The 26,475-nt window shown below is 67.9% G+C and carries 26 protein-coding genes; 22 read left to right on the top strand and 4 right to left on the bottom strand.

Annotation, left to right across the window (positions count from 1 at the left end):
• The first annotated feature begins 246 nt into the window (after positions 1-246).
• Complete coding sequence (locus ACFSCU_RS15930; RefSeq protein ID WP_180549234.1) at positions 247-2,067, top strand: ABC transporter ATP-binding protein; 1,821 nt, start codon at positions 247-249, stop codon at positions 2,065-2,067.
• Positions 2,068-2,210: 143 nt separating this feature from the next.
• Here ACFSCU_RS15930 and ACFSCU_RS15925 read toward each other — a convergent pair whose 3' ends face one another.
• Both ACFSCU_RS15925 and ACFSCU_RS15920 read right to left on the bottom strand, forming a co-directional pair.
• Positions 2,211-3,275, bottom strand: coding sequence for a formylglycine-generating enzyme family protein (locus ACFSCU_RS15925; protein ID WP_377561134.1), 1,065 nt, complete (start codon positions 3,273-3,275; stop codon positions 2,211-2,213).
• Between the two features lie 59 nt (positions 3,276-3,334).
• Positions 3,335-4,210, bottom strand: a complete 876-nt coding sequence (locus ACFSCU_RS15920) for a peptidoglycan DD-metalloendopeptidase family protein (protein ID WP_180549233.1) — start codon at positions 4,208-4,210, stop codon at positions 3,335-3,337.
• A gap of 227 nt (positions 4,211-4,437) precedes the next feature.
• Between ACFSCU_RS15920 and ACFSCU_RS15915 the strand changes: the two genes are divergently transcribed.
• Entirely contained in the window at positions 4,438-4,950 is a 513-nt protein-coding gene (locus tag ACFSCU_RS15915) for a bacteriohemerythrin (protein WP_377561133.1), read from the top strand.
• Positions 4,951-4,962: 12 nt separating this feature from the next.
• Here ACFSCU_RS15915 and ACFSCU_RS15910 read toward each other — a convergent pair whose 3' ends face one another.
• A complete protein-coding gene (locus tag ACFSCU_RS15910) occupies positions 4,963-5,613 on the bottom strand; it encodes a GntR family transcriptional regulator (protein ID WP_180549232.1) in 651 nt (216 codons plus the stop codon).
• A gap of 193 nt (positions 5,614-5,806) precedes the next feature.
• Here ACFSCU_RS15910 and scpA point away from each other — a divergent pair, with 193 nt between their 5' ends.
• From scpA to ACFSCU_RS15825, 17 genes are all read left to right on the top strand, one after another.
• On the top strand, positions 5,807-7,963 hold the full coding sequence (gene scpA, locus ACFSCU_RS15905) for a methylmalonyl-CoA mutase (RefSeq protein ID WP_180549231.1): 2,157 nt from the start codon (positions 5,807-5,809) through the stop codon (positions 7,961-7,963).
• Positions 7,964-8,009: 46 nt separating this feature from the next.
• Positions 8,010-8,357 carry a hypothetical protein gene (locus ACFSCU_RS15900; RefSeq protein WP_333707353.1) on the top strand — a complete coding sequence of 116 codons (348 nt, stop codon included), beginning with the start codon at positions 8,010-8,012 and terminating at the stop codon, positions 8,355-8,357.
• Entirely contained in the window at positions 8,354-8,770 is a 417-nt protein-coding gene (locus ACFSCU_RS15895; protein ID WP_377561132.1) for a type II toxin-antitoxin system VapC family toxin, read from the top strand. The genes ACFSCU_RS15900 and ACFSCU_RS15895 overlap by 4 nt, the downstream gene beginning before the upstream one ends.
• A 9-nt stretch (positions 8,771-8,779) precedes the next feature.
• Positions 8,780-9,844 carry a methylmalonyl Co-A mutase-associated GTPase MeaB gene (gene meaB, locus ACFSCU_RS15890; protein WP_180549228.1) on the top strand — a complete coding sequence of 355 codons (1,065 nt, stop codon included), beginning with the start codon at positions 8,780-8,782 and terminating at the stop codon, positions 9,842-9,844.
• Between the two features lie 5 nt (positions 9,845-9,849).
• On the top strand, positions 9,850-10,662 hold the full coding sequence (locus ACFSCU_RS15885; RefSeq protein WP_333707351.1) for a BUD32 family EKC/KEOPS complex subunit: 813 nt from the start codon (positions 9,850-9,852) through the stop codon (positions 10,660-10,662).
• A 25-nt stretch (positions 10,663-10,687) separates the two neighbouring features.
• A complete protein-coding gene (locus tag ACFSCU_RS15880) occupies positions 10,688-12,220 on the top strand; it encodes an acyl-CoA carboxylase subunit beta (RefSeq protein ID WP_377561131.1) in 1,533 nt (510 codons plus the stop codon).
• 20 nt (positions 12,221-12,240) lie between these two features.
• Positions 12,241-12,693, top strand: a complete 453-nt coding sequence (locus ACFSCU_RS15875; RefSeq protein ID WP_377561130.1) for a PH domain-containing protein — start codon at positions 12,241-12,243, stop codon at positions 12,691-12,693.
• A gap of 30 nt (positions 12,694-12,723) precedes the next feature.
• The gene (locus ACFSCU_RS15870) at positions 12,724-14,784 is read left to right on the top strand and encodes an acetyl-CoA carboxylase biotin carboxylase subunit (protein WP_377561129.1); all 2,061 of its coding nucleotides are present in this window, start codon (positions 12,724-12,726) and stop codon (positions 14,782-14,784) included.
• Positions 14,785-14,805: 21 nt separating this feature from the next.
• Positions 14,806-15,327 carry a hypothetical protein gene (locus ACFSCU_RS15865; protein WP_377561128.1) on the top strand — a complete coding sequence of 174 codons (522 nt, stop codon included), beginning with the start codon at positions 14,806-14,808 and terminating at the stop codon, positions 15,325-15,327.
• 93 nt (positions 15,328-15,420) lie between these two features.
• Positions 15,421-15,654: an AbrB/MazE/SpoVT family DNA-binding domain-containing protein gene (locus ACFSCU_RS15860; RefSeq protein WP_180549224.1), complete on the top strand. Its 234-nt coding sequence runs from the start codon at positions 15,421-15,423 to the stop codon at positions 15,652-15,654.
• On the top strand, positions 15,651-16,049 hold the full coding sequence (locus ACFSCU_RS15855) for a type II toxin-antitoxin system death-on-curing family toxin (protein ID WP_377561127.1): 399 nt from the start codon (positions 15,651-15,653) through the stop codon (positions 16,047-16,049). The genes ACFSCU_RS15860 and ACFSCU_RS15855 overlap by 4 nt, the downstream gene beginning before the upstream one ends.
• Complete coding sequence (locus tag ACFSCU_RS15850) at positions 16,049-16,363, top strand: DUF167 domain-containing protein (RefSeq protein ID WP_180549223.1); 315 nt, start codon at positions 16,049-16,051, stop codon at positions 16,361-16,363. Before ACFSCU_RS15855 ends, ACFSCU_RS15850 begins: the two co-directional genes overlap by 1 nt.
• A 49-nt stretch (positions 16,364-16,412) precedes the next feature.
• A complete protein-coding gene (locus tag ACFSCU_RS15845; protein ID WP_377561126.1) occupies positions 16,413-16,652 on the top strand; it encodes a hypothetical protein in 240 nt (79 codons plus the stop codon).
• The gene (locus tag ACFSCU_RS15840; RefSeq protein WP_180549222.1) at positions 16,646-17,785 is read left to right on the top strand and encodes a serine hydrolase domain-containing protein; all 1,140 of its coding nucleotides are present in this window, start codon (positions 16,646-16,648) and stop codon (positions 17,783-17,785) included. The genes ACFSCU_RS15845 and ACFSCU_RS15840 overlap by 7 nt, the downstream gene beginning before the upstream one ends.
• 2 nt (positions 17,786-17,787) lie before the next feature.
• Positions 17,788-18,525: an SGNH/GDSL hydrolase family protein gene (locus ACFSCU_RS15835; protein ID WP_180549221.1), complete on the top strand. Its 738-nt coding sequence runs from the start codon at positions 17,788-17,790 to the stop codon at positions 18,523-18,525.
• Positions 18,522-19,154 carry a bifunctional nicotinamidase/pyrazinamidase gene (gene pncA / locus ACFSCU_RS15830; RefSeq protein ID WP_180549220.1) on the top strand — a complete coding sequence of 211 codons (633 nt, stop codon included), beginning with the start codon at positions 18,522-18,524 and terminating at the stop codon, positions 19,152-19,154. Before ACFSCU_RS15835 ends, pncA begins: the two co-directional genes overlap by 4 nt.
• 74 nt (positions 19,155-19,228) lie before the next feature.
• Complete coding sequence (locus tag ACFSCU_RS15825) at positions 19,229-19,705, top strand: VOC family protein (RefSeq protein ID WP_377561125.1); 477 nt, start codon at positions 19,229-19,231, stop codon at positions 19,703-19,705.
• Positions 19,706-20,242: 537 nt separating this feature from the next.
• Here the strand turns inward: ACFSCU_RS15825 and ACFSCU_RS15820 are convergent.
• On the bottom strand, positions 20,243-21,532 hold the full coding sequence (locus ACFSCU_RS15820) for a phospholipase D-like domain-containing protein (RefSeq protein WP_377561124.1): 1,290 nt from the start codon (positions 21,530-21,532) through the stop codon (positions 20,243-20,245).
• A gap of 211 nt (positions 21,533-21,743) precedes the next feature.
• On the opposite strand from ACFSCU_RS15820, the gene ACFSCU_RS15815 reads away from it, so the two are divergent.
• Genes ACFSCU_RS15815 through ACFSCU_RS15805 form a run of 3 tightly spaced genes read left to right on the top strand, consistent with a single transcriptional unit; the run spans position 21,744 to position 26,469 of the window.
• Positions 21,744-23,591, top strand: coding sequence for an FAD-dependent oxidoreductase (locus tag ACFSCU_RS15815; protein WP_180549219.1), 1,848 nt, complete (start codon positions 21,744-21,746; stop codon positions 23,589-23,591).
• Positions 23,588-25,417 (top strand): 2-oxoacid:acceptor oxidoreductase subunit alpha, encoded by a 1,830-nt coding sequence (locus tag ACFSCU_RS15810; protein WP_180549218.1) that lies wholly within the window; start codon positions 23,588-23,590, stop codon positions 25,415-25,417. The genes ACFSCU_RS15815 and ACFSCU_RS15810 overlap by 4 nt, the downstream gene beginning before the upstream one ends.
• On the top strand, positions 25,414-26,469 hold the full coding sequence (locus ACFSCU_RS15805; protein WP_180549217.1) for a 2-oxoacid:ferredoxin oxidoreductase subunit beta: 1,056 nt from the start codon (positions 25,414-25,416) through the stop codon (positions 26,467-26,469). The genes ACFSCU_RS15810 and ACFSCU_RS15805 overlap by 4 nt, the downstream gene beginning before the upstream one ends.
• Positions 26,470-26,475: the final 6 nt, after the last annotated feature.

The following is a 26,475-nucleotide window of genomic DNA, read 5'->3' as shown; positions in this document are numbered from 1 at the left end:
CTGGGCAGGAGGAGCGCTGATCGGTGTGGCTGTCTGCTGGCTTTATTGGGCACGGTCGGGCCTTCGACTGCCACCGTACGAGGCCTTCGATTCCGATCTTTGGCCATGGCTTGCCCTTGCGCCAGCCAACTGGCTCGTTGGTGGGGTGCTATCGAGTGCTTGTTAGCTCTCGGCAGGCAGGCCGAGCGACTGGCGGCGATGCCGTCCGACATACATGACTGTCGTATCGGCCCAAGATGGCTGGCAATGCAAACTCTCTGGAAATACCTCAAGCCACAATGGCGGCTGGCCTTGCTGGCGCTGCTGCTGGCCGCCATCAGCCAGGTGCTGGCGCTGGTCGATCCCATCATCTTCGGCAAGCTGATCGACGAGGTGGCCACGCAACGCGGCAGCCGGCCCAACGACGAACTGGTGCGCACCGCGCTGCTGCTGCTGGCGCTGGCGGTGGGCGTGGCGCTGGCTTCGCGCGCGGCGCGGGCGCTGCAGGACTACACCGTGCGCCGCGTGGTGCAGCGCTTCGGCACGCAGATCTTCAACGACGGCCTGCGCCAGACCATGCGCCTGAACTTTCAGGAGTATGAAGACGCGCGCAGCGGCGAAACCCTGGCGCTGCTGATGCGCGTGCGGCAGGACACCGAGCGCTTCATCAACGCCTTCATCAACGTGCTGTTCGCCTCGCTGATCGGCATGACCTTTCTGCTGTGGTACGCGGTGACCAAGACCTGGCTGCTGGTGCCCGTGTTCCTGATCGGGCTGGTGCTGCTGGGCGGGTTGTCGGGCCTGCTCAGCCGGCAGATCCGCAGCCAGCAGCGCAGCATCAACCGCGAGACGACCAAGAACGCCGGCTTCATCACCGAGAGCCTGCGCAACGTGGTGCTGATCAAGAGCCTGGGCCTGACGTTCCGCGAAATCCGCCGCATGCACGCCAAGACCGAGGAGATTTTTGCGCTGGAGATGGCCAAGGTGCGGCGCATCCGCTGGCTGAGCTTTCTGCAGGGCAGCACGCTCAGCCTGCTCAAGCTGAGCGTGCTGTTCACGCTGCTGTGGCTGATCTTCCGCGACGTGCTGACCACGGGCGAACTGATCGCCATGCAGTTCATCTCGGTCGCCATCCTGGCGCCGCTGCAGGAGCTGGGCACCATCATCCTGGCCTGGCGCGAGGCCTCGTCGTCGCTCGCCAACTTCGAGGAGCTGATGGCCAAGCCGGTGGAAAAGCGCCCGCCCGACGCTGTGCCGCTGGGGCCGATCGAGTCGCTGCGGCTGGACGACGTGGTGTTCCGCCACCGCGGCGCGACCGAGAACTCGATCGACGGCGTGAGCTTTGCCGCGCGGCGTGGCGACACGCTGGCCTTCGTCGGGCCGTCCGGCTCGGGCAAGTCGACGCTGGTCAAGCTGCTGCTGGGCCTGTACCAACCCGACAGCGGCGCCGTGCTGTTCAACGACATCGACGCGCGCCGCCTGCGCTACAACGAGGCGCGGCGCCAGGTCGGCTACGTGACGCAGGAGCCCACGCTGTTCGCCGGCACGGTGCGCGAGAACATGCAGTTCGTGCGGCCCGACGCGACGGATGAGCAGATCATGACCGCGCTGCAGCAGGCGCAGGCCGCGGCACTGATTGCCAAGCTGCCCCAGGGGCTGGACACGCTGGTGGGCGAGTCGGGCTACAAGCTGTCGGGCGGCGAGCGCCAGCGCTTGTCGATTGCCCGCGCGCTGCTGCGCGAGCCGCGCCTGCTGATCTTCGACGAGGCGACGTCGGCGCTCGATTCACTGACCGAGCAGCAGGTGACGGAGACGGTGCGCGAGATTTCGCAGCAGGCCACGCAGATCAGCATCCTGATCGCGCACCGGCTGTCGACGGTGATGCACGCTGATGTGATCCACGTGCTGGAGCGCGGCCGCATCGTGGAGAGCGGCAGCCACGACGAACTGGTGGCGCAGCGCGGCCTGTACTACGCCATGTGGCGCCAGCAGATCGGCGAGCGCGAGAGCGGGGCGGAGATCGAGAGAAGAAGCCAGGCGGCCCGCCAGGGCACGCCGGATGAGCGTGACGAGCTATCGCTGGTGTAGCGCGGGGCGTTGACGGTGGCGTCGGCGGCGCCTTGGGTTACTATGTTTTCAATAGTGGCTTGCGCTTGCTGGTCAATAGTTTCAAGAGAAATTCATCTGAAATCAAGGCGTGGCAAGCGCAGGCAGCTATTGTTTCAGGTGCATCAACGCACCAGCCCCTGCTCGCGCAGCAGCCTGAAGCCGCCCAGCACGTGGCGCGACTGCGGCGTGTTGTAGTTGCGGTAGGCCACGCGCGCATACAGCGGCCAGCTGTGCCACGAGCCGCCGCGGCGCACGCGCACGTCGCCGCTGGCCGGGCCTTGCGGATCGACGCCGGGCGAGTGCGCGTAGTAGGCCTCGTCGTACCAGTCGGCCACCCACTCCCACACGTTGCCCACCATGTCGTACAGCCCGAACGCGTTGGGCGCGAAGCTGCCCACCGGCGCGGTGAAGGCATGGCCGTCGCTGCCGGTGCCGGCCTGCTCGCGCCAGCGCGGCCAGCGCAGCGCGGCTTCGCGGTCGAAGGTGTTGGCAGTCCGCAGCAGCACATCGGGGTCGTCGCCGGCCGGAAAGCGCGTCCGCGTGCCGCCGCGCGCGGCGTACTCCCACTCGGCCTCGGTCGGCAGGCGGTAGGTAACGCCTTCGCGCTCGCCCAGCCATTTCGCCATGGCCGTGGCGTCGTTCCAGGTGACGTTGATCACCGGGTGGCTGTCGGTCTGCGTGAAGCCCGGGTTGGCCCAGGAGTAGCCGGGGTTGCGGCCTTCGAACAGGTCGGCGCGCTCGGTGTGGGCGGGGTCGTAATTGGGGTAGAAGCCGTAGCCGCCGCTGCCATCGCGCACCGATTCGGGCACGTAGCCGCTGGCCGCCACGAACTGGCGGAACTGGCCCACCGTGACTTCGTGCGCGCCGAGCCAGAAGTCGCGCGTGATGCGCACGCGGTGCACCGGGCGCTCGTCCACCAGCTCGGCCAGGCGCTCGGGGTCGGCGTGCGGGAAGGCCTGGGCCAGCGCCTGGGGCGATTCGTCGCTGCCCATCATGAACTCGCCCGCCGGGATGCGCACGAAGCGCATGCCGATGCCGTCGCTGAACGCCGCCGATGCCGCTTGGCGCGCGATGGGCGGCGCCAGCTGAGGCGACGGTGCGGCACAGGCGGCCAGCAGCAACGCGGCGGCCAGGGGCATCAGGCGGTCGCGCCAGGGGCGCGGGGTCGGGCAGGAAATCAGCGACATGGCGCGATGCTGTCAGTGGGCCTGCGTGGTGTCAACGCGGGCGGTCAAGGGGCGGGGCTTCAGGCGTCCAGAAACAACGCCGGATCGACGGAGGCGCGGTTCAGCACCACCGTCCAGTGCAGGTGCGGGCCGGTCACGCGGCCGGTGGCGCCCACGGCGCCCAGGCGCTGGCCGGTGGCCAGGCGCTCGCCCACCTGGCAGTCGATGCGGCTCAGGTGGCACATCATCGACAGCAGGCCGCCGCCGTGGTCGAGCCACACCGTGTGGCCGTTGAAGAAGTAGTCGCCGGTGTCGATCACCGTGCCGGGCAGCGGCGCCACCACCGGCGTGCCGGTGGGCGCGGCGATGTCCATGCCGCTGTGCGGGTTGCGCGGCTGGCCGTTGAAGAAGCGGCGCAACCCGAACGAGCTGGAACGCCGCCCGCTGCAAGGCTGCTGCATGCGCAAGCCGCCGGCGGGCGGGGCGCTGAAGGTGGCGATCACGCCCTGCTGGTGCGCGCGCTCGCGCTCGTGCCGTGCCAGGTCTTCGGGTGCCAGGTCGACGGTGCGGGGCGACACCTTCAGGTGCTGCTCGGTGTAGCGCTTTGGGGTGATGGTGTAGGCGATGTCGCGCTCGCCTTCGGTGCCCCGCGCGCGAATGTGCGCCTCGCCCGGCGTGGCCGCCAGCGGGATGCCCACCAGCGCCGTCCAGACGATGGGATCGCCCAGCACCAGCAGCGGCGCATCACCGGCAAAGGCCTGTGGGCGGGCAGGCGCCGGGCCGAGATCGATGCGCGCCACGCCACCGGGCACGGCGGCAGCGCGCGGAAACAGCTCGGGCGCACCACGCTCCTGCGCGCGCAGCGCGCCTGCGGCGGCCGAGCCCGCGGCGGCCAGAAGCAAGGTGCGGCGCGATAGCGGCTGGCGCCTGGTCGGGTACTGGGTTGAAAACTGCATGGTTGGTCCCGGTGTGATCTGCGCTGACAGCTATGAATCATATAGCGAGCGGGAACGGCGCCCAAGCGGCCGCTCTGGCCCTGAACGGCGTGCAGGACGTCGAAAACGCCCGGTATCCCCCCATACAGGGGTGTTCAAGCAGAGTGCACTTGACGTGTGTCAAGACGTTTCTGGCGCCGCGCGCGGAAAATCGACCCACTTCAATGATTAGCACCAAGGTACACAGCATGGCGAACCTTAGTTGGACCCCCGATCTGGATACCGGCATTGCCGAAATCGACAACCAGCACCGCCGCATCGTCGATTACATCAACCGGCTGAACGAGTTGCGCCACACGCCCGATCGCGCTGGCGTGAGCGAGGTGATCGCCGAGATGGTCGACTACACGATGTCGCATTTCGCGTTCGAGGAAAGCCTGATGGAAAACGCGGGCTACCTGTTCTCGGGCCCGCATAAGAAGGTGCACGACCTGTTCGTGCGCCGCGTGGCCGAGATGCAGAGCCGCTTCGACGCCGGCGAGGACGTGACGGAGGAGTTGCACCGCATGCTGTCGCGCTGGCTGTTCAACCACATCCGCAACGAGGACCACGGCTACATCGATTCGGCCAAGGCCTACCTGCGCATGACCGCTGCCGGTCAGCAGTCGGAGCGCGAGCAACTTAAGGCCCAGGTGCTGCGCGAACTGGCGGCGCAGCAGCAGGCCAAGAAGGGCTGGCTGGCGCGCGTGCTGGGGCTTTGAGCCTGCTTCGCATCAAGGCAGGGTGTGCGATGCCGCCTGCAGCCCGCTGGCAAAGTGCGCCCGCACCGCGGCGCTGGCGGCGGCGCCGTCGCGCTGGCCCAGCGCCTGCATGATGGCCGCGTGCTCGGCCAGCGACTGGTCGATGCGCCCGCGCTGGAACAGCGAGGCATGGCGGTTCAGCTTCATCACCTTGCGCAGGTCGGTCACCATCTGCGCGCGCCAGCGGTTGCCGTCCAGTTCCAGCAGGCGCAGGTGAAAGCGTTCGTTGAGCGAGAAGAAGCGCTCCTGCTCGCCCAGTGCGCCCGCCAGCTCGGCGTGCAGCGTCTGCAGCTCCGCCAGCTGTTCCGGCGTGGCCGTGCGGGCCACAGCGTCGGCCGCGTCCGCCTCCAGCAGCGCCAGCAGGTGGTACACATCGGTCAGGTCCTTCTCGGACACCTCGGTCACGTAGGCCCCGCGCCGCACCTTCATGGTCACCAGGCCCTCGGCGGCCAACACCTTCAGTGCCTCGCGCAGCGGCGTGCGGCTGATGCCCAGTTCCTCAGCGATCTTCATCTCGTCGATCCAGTCGCCCGGCGCCAGCTCGCGGCTGAAGATGCGCTGGCGCAGGCGCTCGGCCACCTCTTCGTAGAGGGCGCGCGGGGCGAGGCGGGCGTTGGTCGACATGGCCGGGGAGAAAAATTTTTGCGCGATTGTAAGGCCGGCAAGAGAATTTGAATTAATAATTACAGCCTTCGGTGTCGCGCCACGATTGGGCGGCAAATCGCCCATGGGTGGCGGTGAGGGCGACAATCAGCCCATCGTCGGCGCCGGGCCGCCGCCGTGCCGAACACCGATCGTCCGAAAGAGAAGCAGAGCCATGAGCACCAAACCCCCATCGTTCCAAACCTCCACCCTGGCCGACTGGCACAAGGCTGCGCAGAAATCGGCGCCGAATGGCGACGTGGCGGCACTCAACTGGCTCACGCCCGATGGCATCAGCGTCAAGCCGCTGTACACGGCCGAGGACACCAAGGATCTGCCCTACGCCAACACGCTGCCGGGTTTCGAGCCCTTCATTCGCGGACCGCAGGCCACCATGTACGCGGGTCGGCCGTGGACGATCCGCCAGTACGCGGGTTTCTCCACCGCCGAGGAGTCCAACGCCTTCTACCGCAAGGCGCTGGCTGCGGGTGGGCAGGGTGTCAGCGTGGCGTTCGACCTGGCCACGCACCGTGGCTACGACAGCGACCACCCGCGCGTGACGGGCGACGTGGGCAAGGCCGGCGTGGCCATCGACAGCGTGGAAGACATGAAGATCCTGTTCGACGGCATTCCGCTGGACAAGGTCAGCGTGTCGATGACGATGAACGGCGCCGTGCTGCCCATCCTGGCGGGCTACGTGGTGGCGGCGGAAGAGCAGGGCGTGAAGCAGGAGCAACTCGCGGGCACGATCCAGAACGACATCCTCAAGGAGTTCATGGTTCGCAACACCTACATCTACCCGCCCGAGCCCAGCATGCGCATCATCGGCGACATCATCGAGTACACGGCGCAGCACATGCCCAAGTTCAACTCGATCAGCATCAGCGGCTATCACATGCAGGAGGCCGGCGCCAACCAGGCGCTGGAGATGGCCTTCACCCTGGCCGACGGCAAGGAGTATGTGAAGACCGCCATCGCCAAGGGCATGGACGTGGATGCGTTCGCCGGCCGCCTGTCGTTCTTCTGGGCGGTGGGCATGAACTTCTATCTGGAGATCGCCAAGATGCGCGCCGCACGCCTGCTGTGGTGCCGCATCATGAAAGAGTTCAACCCCAAGAACCCGAAGTCGCTGATGCTGCGCACGCACAGCCAGACCAGCGGCTGGAGCCTGACCGAGCAGGACCCGTACAACAACGTGGTGCGCACCACCATCGAGGCCATGGCGGCGGTGTTCGGCGGCACGCAGAGCCTGCACACCAACGCGCTCGACGAAGCCATTGCGCTGCCGACCGAGTTCAGCGCCCGCATCGCGCGTAACACGCAACTCATCATCCAGGAGGAGACGCACATCACCAACGTGGTCGATCCCTGGGCCGGTAGCTACATGATGGAAAGCCTGACCCAGCAGATGGCCGACGCCGCGTGGAAAATCATCGAGGAGGTCGATGCCATGGGCGGCATGACCAAGGCGGTGGATTCGGGCTGGGCCAAGCTGAAGATCGAGGCCGCCGCCGCCGAGAAGCAGGCGCGCATCGACTCGGGGCGCGACGTGATCGTCGGCGTCAACAAGTACAAGCTGGACAAGGAAGACCCAGTCGAGATTCTGGAGGTGGACAACGTGAAGGTGCGCGAATCGCAGATCGCCCGCCTTCAGGATATCAAGCAAAAACGCGATGCAACCCAGGTGCAGAAAGCGCTGGCAGCTATCACGAAGATAGCTGAAGGCGGCCAGGGCAACCTGCTTGCCGCCGCCATCGACGCCATCCGCGCCCGCGCCACGGTGGGCGAAGTGAGCGATGCGATGGAACAAGTCTTCGGGCGCCACCGCGCCGATACGCAAAAGGTGACCGGTGTGTACGCAGCCGCTTACGACTCGGCCGAGGGCTGGGACAAACTGAAAGCAGAAATCGCCGCCTTCGCCGAAGAAGAAGGCCGCCGCCCCCGCGTGATGATCGCCAAGCTGGGTCAGGACGGCCACGACCGCGGCGCCAAGGTGGTGGCCACGGCCTTCGCCGACCTGGGGTTCGATGTCGACATCGGCAGCCTGTTCCAGACGCCGGAAGAGTGCGCGCGCCAGGCGGTCGAGAACGACGTGCACGCCGTCGGTGTCAGCACGCTGGCCGCCGGCCACAAGACGCTGGTGCCCGCCATCCTGGCCGAGCTGAAGAAGCAGGGCGCCGACGACATCATCGTGTTCGTCGGCGGCGTGATTCCACGCCAGGACTACGACTTCCTGTTTGAAGCGGGCGTGAAGGGCATCTACGGCCCTGGCACGCCGATCCCGGCCAGTGCCAAGGATGTGCTGGAGCAGATCAGGAAGGCGAAAACCTGAGGTTGTGATACAGTAATACCGTATTCATTTTCCTTCGGAGCACATCATGGCCGTCTCTGTTCGCATGGATCCCTTGCTCGAAAAGCAACTGGAGCTTGCCGCTCAGCGCAAGGGCGTGACCAAGTCGCAGTTCATCATCGACGCGGTGGAGCGGGCCTTGGGCCACAAGAACCCGTACGACCTGATGCTGCAGGTGCAGGCCGAAGCGCAGCACGTTGCGCGCGAGCCCGCGCCGCCTTCCTTGCTGGCGGCGGATACCTCCCTGTCCGAGCAGTTGCGCGACAAGCTGGCTGCCCGCCATGAAGCCGCGCGCAGCGACTGGGAGGCTTTCCAGGCCGCCAGGCGGCGTGGCGAGCGCTGGCCGCCGGCCGATGACCAGGAAGCCGCGTCTTGAAAATCGCGCTGCTTGACGCCGGTCCGCTGGTGGCCCTGTACGACCGATCATCGTTTGCCCACGCGCACTACGTGCACCTGCTGGCCGACCGGCGCATCGACTGGCGCCTGTGCACGACCTGGCCTTGCGTGGTCGAGGCGTGCAACTTTCTGCGCGCCGACACGCGGGCCCAGATGCTGCGCTGGCTGGAGCGGGGCGGCGCGTCGGTGTTCCCGTTCGACCAGGGGCACCTGGGTGAGATGGTGGAGTCGATGCAGCGCTACACCGAGTTTCCCCGCACCGACATGGACTTTGCCGACGCCAGCCTGGTGTGGCTGGCATCGGAGACCGGCGTCACCGCGGTGATGACGCTGGACGTGCGCGACTTCTCGCGCTATCGCCTGTCGAACGGGCAGGCTTTCGAGCTGTTGTGAGTGCACGCCGTGGCCACGCCTGCTGATCTGCTCCAACCCATCGTCGCCGGCACGCCGCCGGCCCAGCGCCGCGCCATCGCCAAGGCCATCACCCTGCTCGAATCGACCCGCGCCGACCACCGCGCGCAGGGCGACGAGTTGCTGACCGCGCTGCTGCCGCACACCGGCAACAGCCTGCGCCTCGGCATCAGCGGCGTGCCGGGCGTGGGCAAGAGCACGTTCATCGAGTCGCTGGGCGTCCATCTGATCGAGCGCGGCCACCGGGTGGCGGTGCTGGCCATCGATCCCTCGTCCACGGTGTCGGGCGGCTCCATCCTGGGCGACAAGACGCGCATGGAGCGCCTGTCGACATTGGAGCGCGCTTACATCCGCCCCAGCCCCAGCAGCGGCACCCTGGGCGGCGTGGCCGAAAAGACGCGCGAGGCCATGCTGGTGTGCGAGGCCGCCGGCTACGACGTGGTGCTGATCGAAACCGTGGGCGTGGGCCAGAGCGAAACCGCCGTGAGCGGCATGAGCGACATGTTCGTGCTGCTGCAACTGCCCAACGCCGGCGACGATCTGCAGGCCATCAAGAAGGGCGTGATGGAACTGGCCGACCTGGTGGTCATCAACAAGGCCGACATCGACCCCGCCGCCGCTACGCGCGCGCGGGCGCAGATTCAGTCGGCGCTGCGGCTGTTCGGCTTTCACGGCAATCCCGAGCGCAGCGCGCACGCGCCGGGTGTGGCGCATGGCCATGGTGACGTGCACGAGCCCGCACCCACCCGCTGGCAGCCCAGGGTGCTGCAGATCAGCGGCCTGAAGGGCGAGGGGCTGGATGCGTTCTGGCACGCCGTGACCGAATTCAAGGCCATGCAGACGGCCAATGGCCGCCTGGCCGAGCGGCGCCGGCAGCAGTCGCTGGCGTGGATGTGGGAGCGCATCGACGCCGGGCTGAAAACCGCCTTCCGCCAGCATGCCGGTGTGCGCGACGCGCTCCCGGCGACCACGCAGGCCGTGGCCGATGGGCAACTGCCGCCGTCCACCGCCGCGCGCCGCCTGCTGGACATGGCCGGCCTGGGGCCGCGCACGTGATGACCATGGCCCTGTCTCCGCAAGACCTGCACCGCATCGCGCAGTCGCGCGGCTGGCGCGACGGGCGTGTCGAGGTGTTCGACACCGCGTCCGGCAAGGTCACCGTCAAGGGCCTGCGTGCCACCCGCCACGCGGCGCGCTACCACCTGCTGAACGGGGTGGCGCGCCTGCTGGGCCTGCCTTTCCTGCAGGCCGCGCCCATGCCGGGCGGCCGGCAGGCGCAGCAGACCGAGGTGGCCCGCCTGCGTGCCCTGCACGGGGTGGGTGCGCGCGTGCCCGAGGTGCTGCATGTCGACGAGGACCACTTCGTGATGCGCTGGCTCGGCCAGGACCATCTGGGCGACGTGATCCAGTCGCACCACCCGCAGGCCGCGGCCCTGTGGCGCGAGGCGGGTGATGCCTTGGTGCGCCTGCACGCCGCAGGCCAGTACCTGAGCCAGGGCTTTGCGCGCAACATGATCGTGGACGGCGCGCCCGCGGCGCCCCGCCTGGCCGGGCTGATCGACTTCGAGGACGACCCGCTGCAGGTGATGAGCCTGCCCGATGCGCAGGTACGCGATTGGCTCACCTACCTGCACAGCACGCTGTGGATGCTGCCCATGCCCGAGGCCGAGGCGGACGCGCGCATCGACGCCTGGATGGCCGCCGAAAGCCCGGCCGTGCGTGCGCGCTACCTGCAGGCCTGCCGCCGCATGAGCTGGCTGCGCTTTCTGCCTAGGCACCGGCGCTTTGGCCGCGACACGCTTTCGCTGCAGGCCGCCGCCGCCGCCGCCCACCGTTATCTCCAGCGCCATACCGGCGCACCCACATCAGATTGAAAACTTCAGCAAGAGAAGAGCACCCATGAAACAGATCCTGGAACAACTCGAACAAAAGCGCGCCGCCGCGCGCCTGGGCGGCGGCCAGAAGCGCATCGACGCCCAGCACGGCAAGGGCAAGCTCACCGCGCGCGAGCGCATCGAGGTGCTGCTCGATGCCGGCAGCTTCGAAGAGTGGGACATGTTCGTCGAGCACCGCTGTGCCGACTTCGGCATGGACCAGACGCACATCCCCGGTGACGGCGTGGTCATTGGCTACGGCACCATCAACGGCCGCCTGGTGTTCGTCTTCAGCCAGGACTTCACCGTGTTCGGCGGCGCCTTGAGCGAAGCGCACGCCGAGAAGATCTGCAAGGTGATGGACCAGGCCATGAAGGTCGGCGCGCCGGTGATCGGCCTCAACGACTCGGGCGGCGCGCGCATTCAAGAGGGCGTGGCCTCGCTCGGCGGCTATGCCGAGGTGTTCCAGCGCAACGTGATGGCCTCGGGCGTCATCCCGCAGATCAGCATGATCATGGGCCCGTGCGCCGGTGGCGCCGTGTATTCACCGGCCATGACCGACTTCATCTTCATGGTGAAGGACACCAGCTACATGTTCGTCACCGGCCCCGAGGTGGTGAAGACCGTCACGCACGAGAGTGTGACGTCCGAGGAACTGGGCGGCGCGCTGACGCACACCACGCGCAGCGGCGTGGCCGACCTGGCGTTCGAGAACGATGTCGAGGCGCTGTTGATGCTGCGGCGCTTCTTCAACTACATCCCCGCCAGCAACCGCGAGAAGGCGCCTTACCGGCCGACGCAGGACGCCGCCGACCGCGCCGACATGAGCCTGGACACCCTGGTGCCCGACAACCCGAACCTGCCGTACGACATCAAGGAAGCCATCACCAAGACCGTGGACGACGGCGAGTTCTTCGAGCTGCAGCCCGACTACGCCGCCAACATCGTCATCGGCATGGCGCGCATGGACGGGCAGGTGGTCGGCATCGTGGCCAACCAGCCGTTGGTGCTGGCCGGCTGCCTCGACATCAAGAGCAGCATCAAGGCGGCGCGCTTCGTGCGCTTCTGCGACGCGTTCAACATCCCCGTCATCACCTTCGTCGACGTGCCCGGCTTCATGCCCGGCACCGCGCAGGAATACGGCGGCATCATCAAGCACGGCGCCAAGCTGCTCTATGCCTACGCCGAATGCACCGTGCCCAAGATCACCGTCATCACGCGCAAGGCCTATGGCGGCGCCTACGACGTGATGTCATCGAAGCATCTGCGCGGCGACGTCAACCTGGCCTGGCCCAACGCCGAGATCGCGGTGATGGGCGCCAAGGGCGCGGTCGAGATCATCTTCCGCGAAGAGAAGAAAGACCCCGAAAAACTCGCCGCGCGCGAGGCCGAATACAAGGCCCGCTTCGCCAACCCCTTCGTCGCCGGCGCGCGTGGCTTCATCGACGACGTGATCCAGCCGCACGAAACCCGCAAGCGCATCTGCCGCAGCCTGGCGATGCTCAAGGACAAGAAGCTGGAAAACCCGTGGCGCAAGCATGGGAACATTCCGCTCTGATTTTGGGAGCTGGTTGCGCCATGACCATGCCGCCGAGCATGCAATTCGCCTCCAAGGTGGATGCGTGGCTCGCCGTGTTGATGCTGGGCGGCGGCGTGCTGGCGCTGCTGGCGGTGGCGCCAGCCATCGGGGGGAGTTTTGCGCGCTCAGCCGGCGCCGCGCAACTGCTGGGCGTGGCGGCCGTGCTGTTGCTGTCGCTGCTGCTGCCGGCCTGGCTGCTGCTGGGCACCCGCTACAGCTTGACCGACGACGCACTGAAGGTTCGGGCTGGCCCTTTCAGGTGGACGGTGCCGCTGGCGGAAATCTCCAGCGTCCGGCCCTCGCGCAGCATCCTGTCGGCCCCGGCGCTGTCGCTCGACCGCATCCAGATCGACTACGGCGCCAGGCGCATCCTGATTTCACCGCGTGAGCGGCAGCGCTTTGTGGACGAGTTGCGCCAGCGCTGCCCGAAGGCCCGCATCACCGGGTTCTGACCAAGATAAAAGAAAGCTAGGAAACACATCATGTTCACCAAAATCCTGATTGCCAACCGTGGTGAGATAGCTTGCCGCGTCATTGCCACCGCCAAGAAAATGGGCATCGCCACGGTGGCGGTGTATTCCGACGCCGACAAGGACGCGCGCTTCGTGCAGATGGCCGACGAGGCCGTTCGCCTGGGCCCGCCGCCGTCGCGCGAGTCCTATCTGTTGGGCGACAAGATCATCGAAGCGGCCAAGGAGACCGGCGCGCAGGCAATTCATCCAGGCTACGGTTTCCTGAGCGAGAACGAAGCCTTTGCCAAGGCGTGTGAAGACAACGGCATTGCCTTCATCGGCCCCAAGGCGCACAGCATCGCGGCGATGGGCGACAAGATCGCGTCGAAGAAGCTGGCCGACGAGGCCAAGGTCAGCACCATCCCCGGCTACAACGACGCCATCGAGACGCCCGAGAAGGCGGTGGACATCGCCAAGGGCATCGGTTACCCGGTGATGATCAAGGCATCGGCTGGCGGCGGCGGCAAGGGCCTGCGTGTGGCCTTCAATGACAAGGAAGCGCACGAAGGCTTCACCAGTTGCCGCAACGAGGCGCGCAACAGCTTCGGTGACGACCGCGTGTTCATCGAGAAGTTCGTCGAGCAGCCGCGCCACATCGAGATCCAGGTGCTGGGCGACAGCTTTGGCAACGTGGTGTATCTGAACGAGCGAGAATGCTCCATCCAGCGCCGGCACCAGAAGGTGATTGAAGAGGCGCCGTCGCCCTTCATCAGCGACGCCACGCGCAAGGCCATGGGCGAGCAGGCCGTGGCGCTGGCCAAGGCGGTGAAGTACCAGAGCGCGGGCACGGTGGAGTTCGTGGTCGGCAAGGACCAGGACTTCTACTTCCTGGAGATGAACACGCGCCTGCAGGTGGAGCACCCAGTGACGGAGTTGATCACCGGGCTCGATCTGGTCGAGCAGATGATCCGCGTGGCCGCGGGCGAGAAGCTCGCCTTCACGCAGGCCGACGTGCAGAAGATCGGCTGGGCCATCGAGTGCCGCATCAACGCCGAAGACCCGTTCCGCAACTTCCTGCCGTCCACCGGCCGGCTGGTGCGCTTCGAGCCGCCGGCGCAGAACCTGTTCCAGGGCCAGGCGACGACGGATGTCGGCGTGCGTGTCGACACCGGCGTGATCGACGGCGGCGAGATTCCGATGCACTACGACTCGATGATCGCCAAGCTCATCGTGCACGGCACCGATCGCAACGACGCCATTGCCCGCATGCGCGAGGCGCTGAACGGCTTCGTCATCAAGGGCGTGCAGAGCAACATCCCGTTCCAGGCGGCGCTGCTGGCGCACCCGAAGTTCGTGGCGGGCGATTTCAACACCGGTTTCATTGCCGAGCACTACGCCGATGGCTTCCGCGCCGAGGACGTGCCGCACGACGACCCGTACTTCCTGGTGGCGCTGGCCGCGCGCCTGCACATGTGGTACCGCAACCGCGCGCAGGGGCTGCAGGGGCAGTTCTGGGAAGGCTTCAAGCGCCTGCCCAAGCGCGAGTTCACCGTCTGCACGCTGGGCAAGGAGGGTGACAACCAGTATGTCGACGTGAGCCTGGGCGAAGTGGCGCTGAACCATTCCAGCGTCGTTACCGTGCACGCGCCCGAGGGCGATCGCGAATACGACCTGCATGTGGAGCACATGCTGGGAGACACGCGCCTGTCGGGCACCGCCAACGGCCAGCCGTTCACGGTGCAGATGGAGCGCGGCCACACCAAGAACCCGCTGGTGACGCGCGTGATCCACAACGGCACGCAGCTCGACGCCATCGTGATGCACCCGCGCACGGCCGAACTGCACCGGCTGATGCCCTACAAGGCGCCGCCCGACATGAGCAAGTACGTGCTCTCGCCCATGCCCGGCCTGCTGGTGCAGGTGGCGGTGCAGCCGGGGCAGGAGGTGAAGGCCGGCGAGCGCGTGGCCGTGATCGAGGCCATGAAGATGGAGAACGTGCTGTTCGCCAGCGCCGACGGCGTGGTCAAGGAAGTCAAGGCGCAGCAGGGCGACAGTCTGGCGGTGGACCAGGCGATCGTGGAGTTCGAATAAACGCCGCGCCGCCACGGCCGCATGAGCAGTGACGAGCATCCGCTGCTGCGCTCCCTGCGTGGCGGCGATCGCCGGTCCATCGGCCAGGCCGATGCGGCGGTGCGTGCGGCCCTCGAGGGTGCGGCATGTGCCGAAGTGCTGTGGCAGGGTTTGCTCGGGCCGGCCGAGCCGGTGGTGCGCATGCGCTGCGCCGATGCGCTGGAGAAGTTCAGCCGCCTGCAGCCAGCTTTCATTGATGCGCGCCGCGCGGCCTTGCTGCAATTGGCGCAAACGCCCCAGCCCAAGGAGGTGCGCTGGCACCTGATGCAGATGCTGCCGCGCGTCAATTGGTCGCCACTGGAATGCGCGCGCGTTCTGGCGGCCATCCGGTCGGCGCTGCGCGATGGCAGCGCCATCGTCCAGGTGAACGCCTTGCAGGCGCTGCACGAGTTGGCGTCGCGCGGCGAGCCGTTTGCAAGCGCTTCGGGCGAGGCGCTGCGGGTGGCACTTGGGGCGTCGCAGGCCTCGGTACGGGCGCGGGCGGCCAGGCTGGCGGGTTCGTGACGTGCCCGCCGTGCAAGGCGGCCGTGATTGCAATCCCGTGGGGGTCGGCGTACGATATAACAATCGTTATAACGTTTTTCTGCTGAGGCCGCCATGTCCACTTCCGTCGCGCTCAAAGTCACCCAGATCGGCAACTCGGTCGGCGTCATCCTGCCCAAGGAAGTGCTGGCGCGGCTGAAGGTGGGCAAGGGCGATTCGCTCTTCGTCACCGACCTGCCCGATGGCGTGGCCTTGCGCCCTTACGATGCCGAGTTCGCCGAGGCGATGGAGGCGGCGCGCGAGATCATGAAGGAATATCGCGACGTGCTGCGCGAACTGGCCAAATGACCGCCGCCAACGCGGCCTGGCGCTGGTTGCCGCGCGAGGTACTGATTGCGGTGCACGAGGAGCAGCTGGCCGAGCACGGCGGCGCTGCTGGTCTGCGTGATGAGGGCTTGTTTGACTCCGCGCTGGCGCGCCCCCGGCAACTGGCGAATTACGGCGAACCGGATGTGGCCGACCTGGCGGCTGCCTACGCCTTTGGCCTGGTGCGCAACCACCCGTTCATCGACGGCAACAAGCGCACCGGTTTCGTGGCGGCACAGCTTTTTCTGCGTCTTAACGGCCATCGCATCCAGGCGCCGCATGTGGACTGCGTGTTGACCACCTTGTCGCTGGCCGCCAGCGACATCGACGAAGCCGCCTTCGCCGACTGGCTGCGCCGTCACCTCCAGCGGCTGTGATGCGCGCGATGCACGTGCTCAAGCTCCCCATCCACGCCACGCCCGGCGCCAAGCGCACCGAGGCCGCCGGCGCGCACGGCGATGCGCTGCGCGTGCGGCTGGGTGCGCCGCCGGTGGATGGCAAGGCCAACGCGGCGCTGATCGACTGGGCGGCCGCCGCCTTCGGTGTGCCGAAGAAGCAGGTCGAGCTGCTGCACGGCGCGGCGGGGCGGCAGAAGGTGCTGGGCCTGCACTTTGCCGATGCGGCGGCACTGGCGGCGGCGCGGGCGCAGGTGGCGCGCTGGATGGCGGGCGGCGCGCAGGCTGGGGCGTGAGCATGTGGCCTGTGAGTGGCACGCAAGGCCCTTCCAGACAGGGGTGACCTTGGAAATTTTTTTGACATTGAAAAAAGGCTTTCGCGCCCGATTGGCGGGCGCAAGCAGCTCTTTTTTAATGACCGCAATGTGGCGCCAAATAGCTATCGCCCGTTTTGAGGTTTTTTGCCTGTTCGCTGCGCTCAGCGGCCGGATCGCTGCGCACGGGCACGCGTGGTGCGCGGCGCTGCCGCTGGCACGCAAGCATCCAACCGGCGCCTCGCCGCATGAATTGACCACCCCATGCTGACCCCGCCCGACGCTCTCACGCCGACGCTCTCACCGGGCGCCGGCCTGTCCCGCCGCCGTTTCAGCCATCAACTGCTGGCCGGCGGCGCGGCGGCCGTGGGCATGCCTGCCGGGGCGCAGCGGGCACCCGCGGCGGCACCCGCCGTGGCCGATCAGGTGGCGTGGCCAGCCGCGCCCGCTCCGCTGGCGGCGCAGCACCGGCGCGCCTTCACCGGCCTGGCGGCGCGCATCGACCAGCAACTGCCCGACGTGCAAAGCCTGGCCGTGCTGCACCGCGGCCACCTGGCGTTCGAGCATTACCGTGCCGGCATCACCGCCGCCACCCTGCAGGACACCCAGTCCGTGACCAAGAGCGTGCTGGCCCTGCTGTTCGGCTGTGCCATGGCCGACGGGCACGTGCGCGGCCCGCAGGAGCTGGTGGCCATGCGCCTGCCGCAGCTGCTGCGCGTGGGCGCCGACGCGCGCGTGCAGCGCCTGCGCTTCGAGCACCTGCTGACCATGACCGCCGGCTGGCCCGCCGAGCAGACCGCCCAGCGCGACCGCGACGACGACCTGCGCCAGCTGGCCCGCCGCCCCTTCGTGGCCGAGCCCGGCACCCGCTTTGCCTACGACAACGGCGCCGCCAACCTGCTGGCGCTGGCCCTGGCCAACGCCGTGCGGCGGCCCCTGGCCGATTACGCGCGCGAGCGCCTGTTCGCGCCGCTCGGCATTCACGCCTTCAACTGGCGGCGCGGCGCGCAGGGCCATGCGCTGGGCGCGCTCGGCCTGTCGTTGACCCCGCGTGCCATGCTGCGGCTGGGCGAGCTGGCCCTGGCCGAAGGCCGCTGGCAGGGCCGGGCGCTGGTGCCGGCCGACTTCGTGCGCCAGGCCACCGAGCGGCGCAATGCCGGCGGCGCGCCGCTGTTCGCGGCCTACGGCTACCTGTGGTGGGTGGCCGCCACCGCACCCAGCCGCCGCGCCGAGCGCCGCACCGCCATGGCCAACGGCTACGGCGGGCAGTGGATCTACGTCTACCCGCCGCTCGATCTGGTGGTGGCCGCCACCTCGCGCCGCACGCCCGAGAGCATGGCGCGCGGCCAGGCGCTGACGCTGATCCGGCGCGACGTGCTGCCCGCGCTGCAGGGCCTGCGCTGAGCATGCGCCACGCCCTCGTCACCGCCGCGTTGGCGCCGCTGCTGCTGTGGCAGGGGCGCCATGTGCGCCGCGTCACCCCGCGCCTGCCCGAGGCCGCCGGGCCGCGCGCCGGCACCACCGGCCACGGCCCGCCGCTGCGTCTGCTGGTACTGGGCGATTCGGCAGCGGCCGGCGTGGGCGTGGCGCGGCAGAGCGAGGCCCTGACGGGCTGCCTGCTGGCCGAGCTGGCGCCGCACCACACGCTGCACTGGCGCCTGCTGGCGCACATCGGCGACGACCTGGCGCAGACTGCGCAGCGCCTGCCAGCGCTGGCCGCCGAGCGCTTCGACGTGGCCGTGCTGTCGATCGGCGTCAACGACGTCACCGGCCGCACGCCGCCGGCGCGCTGGGCGCGTGCCTACGCCGATCTGCTGGCGCAGCTGCGGCGCGACCACGGCGTGCGCCTGAGCGTGCTCACGCCGGTGCCGCCCATGCACCTGTTCCCGGCGCTGCCGCAGCCGCTGCGCTGGACCCTGGGGCAGGGCGCGCGGCGCCTGAACCATGCGCTGGCCACGCTGGCGCAGCGCACACCGGGCTGCGCGCTGCTGGCCGCGCCGTTCCCGCTGGACGACCCTGGCCTGATGGCGCCCGACGGCTTTCACCCCGGCGCGCGCGCCAATCTGCTGTGGGCGCAGGCGGCCGCGGCGGCCATCCGTCGTTACCATCAGGCTTCCCATGACCGTACGCCTGCCACGCCATGACTGCACTGCTGATTGATTCGAACACCTGCCTGCTCATCGTCGACGCGCAATACGGCTTCATGCCCGGCGGCGGCCTGCCGGTGGCGGGCGGCGATGCCATCGTGCCCGTCATCAACCGCATCGCGCCGCGCTTTGCCAACATCGTGCTCACGCAGGACTGGCACCCGGCCGACCACGTGTCGTTCGCCATCAATCACCCCGGCAAGCAGCCGTACGAGACCATCACACTGCCCTATGGCGAGCAGGTGCTGTGGCCCAAGCACTGCGTGCAGGGCACGCCCGATGCCGCGCTGCACGCCGAGCTGCAGGTGGCGCACGCGCAACTCATCATCCGCAAGGGCTTCCACCAGCACGTGGACAGCTACTCCGCCTTCGTCGAGGCCGACCGCCGCACCAGCACCGGCCTGGCCGCCTACCTGCAGGCGCGCGGCATCCAGCATCTGTACTTGTGCGGGCTGGCCACCGACTATTGCGTGGCCTGGAGCGCGCTGGACGCCCGCGCCGCCGGTTTCGAGGCCACGGTGATCGAGGACGCCTGCCGCGCCATCGACCTGAACGGCTCGCTGGCCAAGGCCTGGGCCGACATGGCGGCGGCGGGCGTGGAGCGGATCACGTCCGACCAGATTTGAACCAAATCGGCCGCCAGCGCTTGATGGACAAGCGCTGGGAGCTATCGAATCATGAGCAATTCAAGGAGCATTGCATGACCCGTCCCTTCAAAGTCCTCGGCGTTCAACAGATCGCCATTGGCGGCCCCGACAAGCAGCGCCTGCAGACGCTGTGGGTCGACATGTTCGGGCTGGAGAAGACCGGCACCTTCAAGAGCGAGCGCGAGAACGTGGACGAGGACATCTGCGCCATCGGCAGCGGGCCGTTCAAGGTCGAGGTGGATCTGATGCAGCCGCTGGACCCTGAGAAGAAGCCTGCGGTGCATGCGACGCCGCTCAATCACATCGGGCTGTGGATCGACGATCTGCCGAAGGCGGTGGAGTGGTTGACGGCGCAGGGCGTGCGCTTTGCGCCGGGGGGTATCCGCAAGGGGGCGGCGGGGTTCGACATCACCTTTCTGCATCCGAAGGCGAATGAGGAGTTTCCCATCGCGGGCGAGGGCGTGCTGATTGAGTTGGTGCAGGCGCCGGCGGAGGTGATCGAGGCGTTTGCGGCGTTGTCTGGGGGGTGAGTTGTTGCTGGGGCTGGATGCGCTGCTGGCCGGGATGTGCGCCCGGCGGCGCAGTCACTTTCTTTTTGTCTCGCCAAAAAAAAGTAACCAAAGAAAAAGGCGACCCCACTGGCCGTGTCCCCTGCGCTTCGCTTCGGGGCAACCTGCGATGCTCGGGCGCGGGGCGGCGCTGCGGAACTCGCTTCGCGCTTGCGCGCTCCGCTCAGACAACCGCAGCGAGTCAGAGCACGAAGCGCGGCATGCTGCGCGGCCGCGCCCGCCCCACGCCCTGCGCTTCTCGGCACGGCCAGAGGGGAGGGGAAGCCCATACGGGCCATCGCTGCGCTCGGCCTTGGTTTCGTCAGGCCGCTGCTTCGCGCGGCGTGCCTCTTGCTCCCTCTCCCGCTGGCGGGAGAGGGCTGGGGTGAGGGTAAAAGATTCAAAAACAATAGCTGCTTGCGCTCGCCCATTGTGGGTTTCAAGTAATTTCGTCTTAAAACCCTTTACAGTCAAGCGCAACCCACTATCAAAATGTGACTTGCCGCCCCGAAAGCCGCCTCAAAGCTGCGACTTGATCGGCAGCACGAAGCGCTCGATCAGCTTTTCCTTCAGCGGGCGCTTTTCCCAGATCTCGTAGGTGTAGCGCTTGGTGTGCTTCAGGTCGTCCTCGAACACGCGCGTCATCTTCTCGGCGAAGGGGCGGTCGTAGACGTTCAGGCTGGCCTCGTCGTTCAGGCGGAACGAGCGCACGTCGAAGTTGGTCGAGCCCACCGACACCATCTCCCGGTCGATGATGAGCAGCTTGTTGTGCATCATCGTCGGCAGGTATTCGTGGATCTCCACGCCGGCCTGCAGCAGCGGGCCCCATTCGGCCTTGGAGGCCAGGCGCACGGTGTCGGAGTCGATGTGCTCGCCCGGCACCAGCACGCGCACCTTCACGCCACGTTGCCGCGCGGCGATCAGCGCCTTGTGAATCAATTCATCGGGCACGAAGTACGAGGCCTGCAGGTCGATCGACTGCTCGGCCGCGGCAATGCCCATCAGGTACATCAGATGCATGCTCTCGCTGCCGCCTGCGGGCGAGGCGATGAACAGGTGCGCGTCCATGTGGCCCACGCGCTGCAGCGGCGGAAAGTAGCCCTCGCCATTCAACACCTCGCCCGTGGCCTTGATCCAGTTGTCGTTGAACGCGGCCTGGAACTGCGCCACCGCCGGGCCTTCGAGCTGGAAGTGCATGTCGCGCCAATGGTCGGGGTCCTGCGCGTTGCCGGTCCATTGCTCGGCCACGCCCACCCCGCCGGTGAAGGCGATGCTACCGTCCACCACCAGCAGCTTGCGGTGGGTGCGGTTGTTCATGCGGCCGAGGTTGTACCAGTGCAGGGGGCGGTAGCGCTCCACCTGCGCGCCGGCGTCCTTCATCAGGTCGATGAGTTCGGCTTCCATCTTCAGGCTGCCCACCCAGTCGAGCAGCACCGACACCTTCACGCCAGCCTTGGCGCGCTCGGCCAGTGCCTCGGCCAGTTCCTTGCCGATGTCGCCCGACCAGTAGATGTAGGTCTCGAAGGTGATGGTCTTCTGCGCCGCGCGGATGGCGCCCAGCATAGCGGGGAAGATCTCGTCGCCGTTCTGCAAATCGAGCACGCGGTTGCCGCCGACGATGGCGGGGCCGAGCATCACGCTCATCTCGCGCCGGTACTGCGGGTCGCTGATGGCGTAGTGGTGCTCGATCTTGCGGTCGAGCTTCTTCTCGGGCGTGGCGAAGTTCATCGCCAGCACCACGGCCAGCACGGTCACAAGCGCGGTGATGGCAATCGTCCAGAACATCTTCTTTTGTCGTGATCGTGGCATGGGCCGGGGCAGGGCGGGGGGTGCCGCTGCAGTCTAGAAGCCCGGCCGCGCCGCCGGCGTAGGACGCCGGCTTCACCGTGTGACGGCTGCCACAGCCCCGCGAGCCGGGGGCGCGGCGAAAAAGCCGCCCGCGCCGGGCGTAGACTGTGGGCTGCCCACCGTCATGCAGACCGCAGAAAGCGGCGCCGGTGCGGCGAGAAGGAGACTCGCTTTGCAGCCGACTAACACGCAGGACCCGGCCTACTTCCACAAGGTCGTCGATTGCCAGTGGGCGTGCCCCGCCCACACCCCCGTGCCCGAATACATCCGCCTGATCGCGCAGCAGCGCTACGCCGACGCGTACATGATCAACTGGGTGTCGAACGTGTTTCCGGGCATCCTGGGCCGCACCTGCGACCGCCCCTGTGAGCCCGCCTGCCGGCGCGGCCGCGTGGAGGAAGAGAACGCCGCGCAGCCCGAGCCCGTGGCCATCTGCCGCCTCAAGCGCGTGGCGGCCGACCTGAAGGACGACGTGGTGCCGCGCATGCCGCGCCCCGCGGCGCGCAAGAACGGCAAGCGCGTGGCCTGCGTGGGCGCCGGCCCGGCGTCGCTGACGGTGGCGCGCGACCTGGCGCCGCTGGGCTACGCCGTGACGGTGTTCGACGGCGAGCGCAAGGCCGGCGGCTTCATGCACCAGCAGATTCCGCGCTTTCGCCTGCCCGAAAGCGTGATCGACGAGGAAACCGGCTACGTCTTCGCGCTGGGGCCCGAGTTCAAGGCCGGCCAGCGCATCGATTCGATGAAGGCGCTGCTGGCTGAAGGGTTTGACGCGGTGTTCGTCGGCAGCGGTGCGCCGCGTGGGCGCGATCTGGACATCCCTGGCCGGCAGGAGGCGGCCGATCACATCCGCATCGGCATCGACTGGCTGGCGTCCGTCTCGTTCGGCCACGTCACGCAGGTGGGCAAGCGCGTCATCGTGCTGGGCGGCGGCAACACCGCCATGGACTGCTGCCGTTCGGCCCGGCGCCTGGGTGGCGAGGATGTCAAGGTCATCGTGCGCAGTGGCTTCGACGAGATGAAGGCCTCGCCCTGGGAGAAGGAGGACGCGCAGCACGAGGGCATTCCGATCATCAACATGCACGTGCCCAAGGCCTTCGTGCACGAGGGCGGCAAGCTGACCGGCATGCGCTTCGAGATCGTGCGCGCCGAGTACGACGAGCAGGGCCGGCGCAGGTTGGTGCCCACCGGCGAGCCCGAGGCCTTCTTCGCCTGCGACGAGGTGCTGATCGCCGTCGGCCAAGAGAACGCCTTCCCCTGGATCGAGCGCGACCTGGGGCTGGACTTCGACAAATGGGGCCTGCCGGTGCTGGGCCACGGTCAGGATCAGGCACCCACCTACCAGTCCACGCTGCCGAACGTGTTTTTCGGCGGCGACGCGGCCTATGGGCCCAAGAACATCATCACCGCCGTGGCGCAGGGCCACGAGGCGGCGGTGTCGATCGACCTATTCCTGAACGGGCAGGATGTGGCCCAGCGGCCCGCGCCGCGCACCAACCTGGTGTCGCAGAAGATGGGCATCCACGAGTGGAGCTACGACCAGAACCCGTCGAACGACGAGCGCTACAAGGTGCCCTGGGCCAACGCCGAAAAGGCGCTGGCCAGCATCAAGGTGGAGGTGGAACTGGGCTTTGACGCCGCGACCGCCTTCAAGGAGGCGGCGCGCTGCCTGAACTGCGATGTGCAGACGGTGTTCACCGACGAGCTGTGCATCGAATGCGACGGCTGCGTGGACATTTGCCCGATGGATTGCATAACCTTCACCAGCAACGGCGACGAGGCCGACCTGCGCCAGCGCCTGAACGCACCGGCCGAGAACGCCGAACAGGCGTTGTATGTCTCGGGCGAACTCAAGACTGGCCGCGTGATGGTGAAGGACGAGGACGTGTGCCTGCACTGCGGCCTGTGCGCCGAGCGCTGCCCGACGGGGGCGTGGGACATGCAGAAGTTTTTGCTGCACACCGCCAAGGCGGGCGGCGCGGCGGGCACCATCGGCAAGACCAGGGAAGGGGTGGCGGCATGAAACAGATCGAGGGCATCAACGACTTCGTCGTCAAGTTCGCCAACGTCAACGGCTCGGGCTCGGCCAGCGCCAACGAGCTGTTCGCCAAGGCGGTGCTGCGCATGGGCGTGCCCGTGAGCCCGCGCAACATCTTCCCCAGCAACATCCAGGGCCTGCCGACCTGGTACGAGGTGCGCATCAACGAGAAGGGCTACCAGGGCCGGCGCGGCGGCGTGGACCTGATGGTGGCCATGAACCCGCAGACCTGGGCTGCCGACCTGGCCGAGATCGAACCCGGCGGCTACCTGCTGTACGACAGCACGCGCCCGCGCGGGCCGGCCGAGCTGCGTGACGACATCACCGTCATCGGCATGCCGCTGACCGAGATCTGCAACGCCGTCTACAGCGACCCGCGCCAGCGCCAGCTGTTCAAGAACATCATGTACGTGGGCGCGCTGTCGGTGCTGCTGGGCATCGAGCACCAGGCCATCGAGGGCCTGCTGGCCGAGCAGTTCAAGGGCAAGGAGAAGCTCATCGCCGCCAACGTGCAGGCGCTGAACCTGGGGCGCGACTTCGCCACCGAGCACCTGAAGCACCCGCTGCCGATCCAGGTGCGGCGCGCCGACGCCGTGGGCCAGCGCATCTTCATCGAGGGCAACGAGGCCGCCGGCCTGGGCGCCGTGTACGGCGGCGCCACGGTGTGCGCGTGGTACCCCATCACGCCGTCCACCTCGGTGGCCGAGGCGTTCATGAAGTACTGCGCCAAGTTCCGCGTCGATTCCGAGGGCCGCCACAACTACGCCATCGTGCAGGGCGAGGACGAACTGGCCTCCATCGGCATGGTGGTGGGCGCGGGCTGGAACGGCGCGCGCGCCTTCACCGCCACGTCCGGCCCGGGCGTGTCGCTGATGACCGAGTTCCTGGGGCTGGCGTACTTCGCCGAGATTCCGGTCACGCTCATCAACGTGCAGCGCGGCGGCCCCTCCACCGGCATGCCCACGCGCACGCAGCAGGCCGACATCCTGGCCTGCGCCTATGCGTCGCATGGCGACACCAAGCACGTGCTGCTGTTCCCCGAAGACCCGAAGGAGTGCTTCGAGCACGCCGCCGCCGCGCTGGACCTGGCCGACCGCCTGCAGACCCCGGTGTTCGTCATGACCGACCTGGACATCGGCATGAACCAGCGCCTGTGCGAGCCGTTGGCCTGGGACGACCGCCGCGACTACGACCGCGGCAAGGTGATGAGCGCCGACGACCTGGAGCACAAGGACTTCGGCCGCTACAAGGACGTGGATGGCGACGGCATCCCGTGGCGCACGCTGCCCGGCACGCACCCCACCAAGGGCAGCTACTTCACGCGTGGCACCACGCGCAACGCCTACGCCGTGTACTCCGAGCGCGGGCCGGACTACATCTACAACGTCGAGCGCCTGCTGAAGAAATTCGCCACCGCCGCCACGCTGGTGCCGCAGCCCGTTCTGCGGCCGGCGGCCAAGCGCACGCGGCTGGGCGTCATCTACTACGGCTCCACCAGCCCCGCGATGCAGGAGGCGCTGGACGTGCTGGCCGGGCAGGGCATCCACCTCGATGCGCTGCGCCTGCGCGCCTTTCCGTTCCCGGACAGCGTCAGGCAGTTCATCGCCGAGCACGATCGGGTGTTCGTGGTCGAGCAGAACCGCGACGCGCAACTGCGCTCGCTGCTGGTCAACGAGCTGGAGATCGACCCCGCCAAGCTGCAGAAGGTGCTGCATTTCGATGGCACGCCCATCACCGCGCGTTTCATCACCCAGGCCATCACCCAGCATGTGCTGGCCGCCGCCGTTGCCCCCGTGGAGACCAAGGTATGACCTACATCGCCAAACCCCGCCTGCATCACCCGTCGCTGCAGCAGAACAAGGTCGGCTACACGCGGCGCGACTACGAGGGCAAGGTCTCCACCCTGTGCGCCGGCTGCGGGCACGACTCGATCTCGGCCGCCATCATCCAGGCCTGCTGGGAACTCGACATCGAGCCGCACCGCGTGGCCAAGCTCTCGGGCATCGGCTGCTCGTCCAAGACGCCCGACTACTTCCTCGGCGCCAGCCACGGCTTCAACACCGTGCACGGGCGCATGCCCAGCGTGCTCACGGGCGCCAACCTGGCGAATCGCGATCTGCTGTACCTCGGCGTGTCGGGCGACGGCGACTCGGCCTCCATCGGCCTGGGCCAGTTCGCGCACGCCATGCGGCGCAACGTCAACATGGTCTACATCGTCGAGAACAACGGCGTCTACGGCCTGACCAAGGGCCAGTTCAGCGCCACCGCCGACAAGGGCAGCAAGAGCAAGAAGGGCGTCGAGAACATGGACAGCCCGGTCGACCTGGTGGGCCTGGCGATGCAGCTGGGCGCCAGCTTCGTGGCGCGCAGCTTCTCGGGCGACAAGGCGCAGATGGTGCCGCTGATCAAGGCCGCCATGGGCCACGGCGGCGCGGCCTTCATCGACATCATCAGCCCCTGCGTCACCTTCAACAACCATGCCGGCTCCACGCGCAGCTACGACTGGGTGCGCGAGCACAACGAGGCCGTGAGCCGCATCGACTTCATCACCGGCCGCGAGGAGATCACCGCCACCATCGAGCCGGGGCAGGTGGTCGACGTGGAGCAGCACGACGGCACCGTCCTGCGCCTGCGCAAGCTGCACACCAACTACGACCCCACAGACCGCGTGGCCGCCATGAGCTACATGCACGCCCGCGCCGCCGAGGGCGAGCTGGTGACCGGCCTGCTGTACCTGGAGGCCGAGGCCGGCGATCTGCACGCGGCGCAGCACACCAGCGCCCGGCCGCTCAACAGCCTGGGCAAGGCCGACCTGTGCCCCGGCGCGGCGGCGCTGGAGCAGATCAACGCGCGCCTGCGCTGACAGCCG

The sequence above is a fragment of the Ottowia beijingensis genome (assembly GCF_042680925.1).
GTDB classification, from domain to species: domain Bacteria; phylum Pseudomonadota; class Gammaproteobacteria; order Burkholderiales; family Burkholderiaceae_C; genus Ottowia; species Ottowia beijingensis.
The sequence above is the reverse complement of the archived record's forward strand: the minus strand, read 5'-3'. Positions and strand labels throughout refer to the sequence as shown.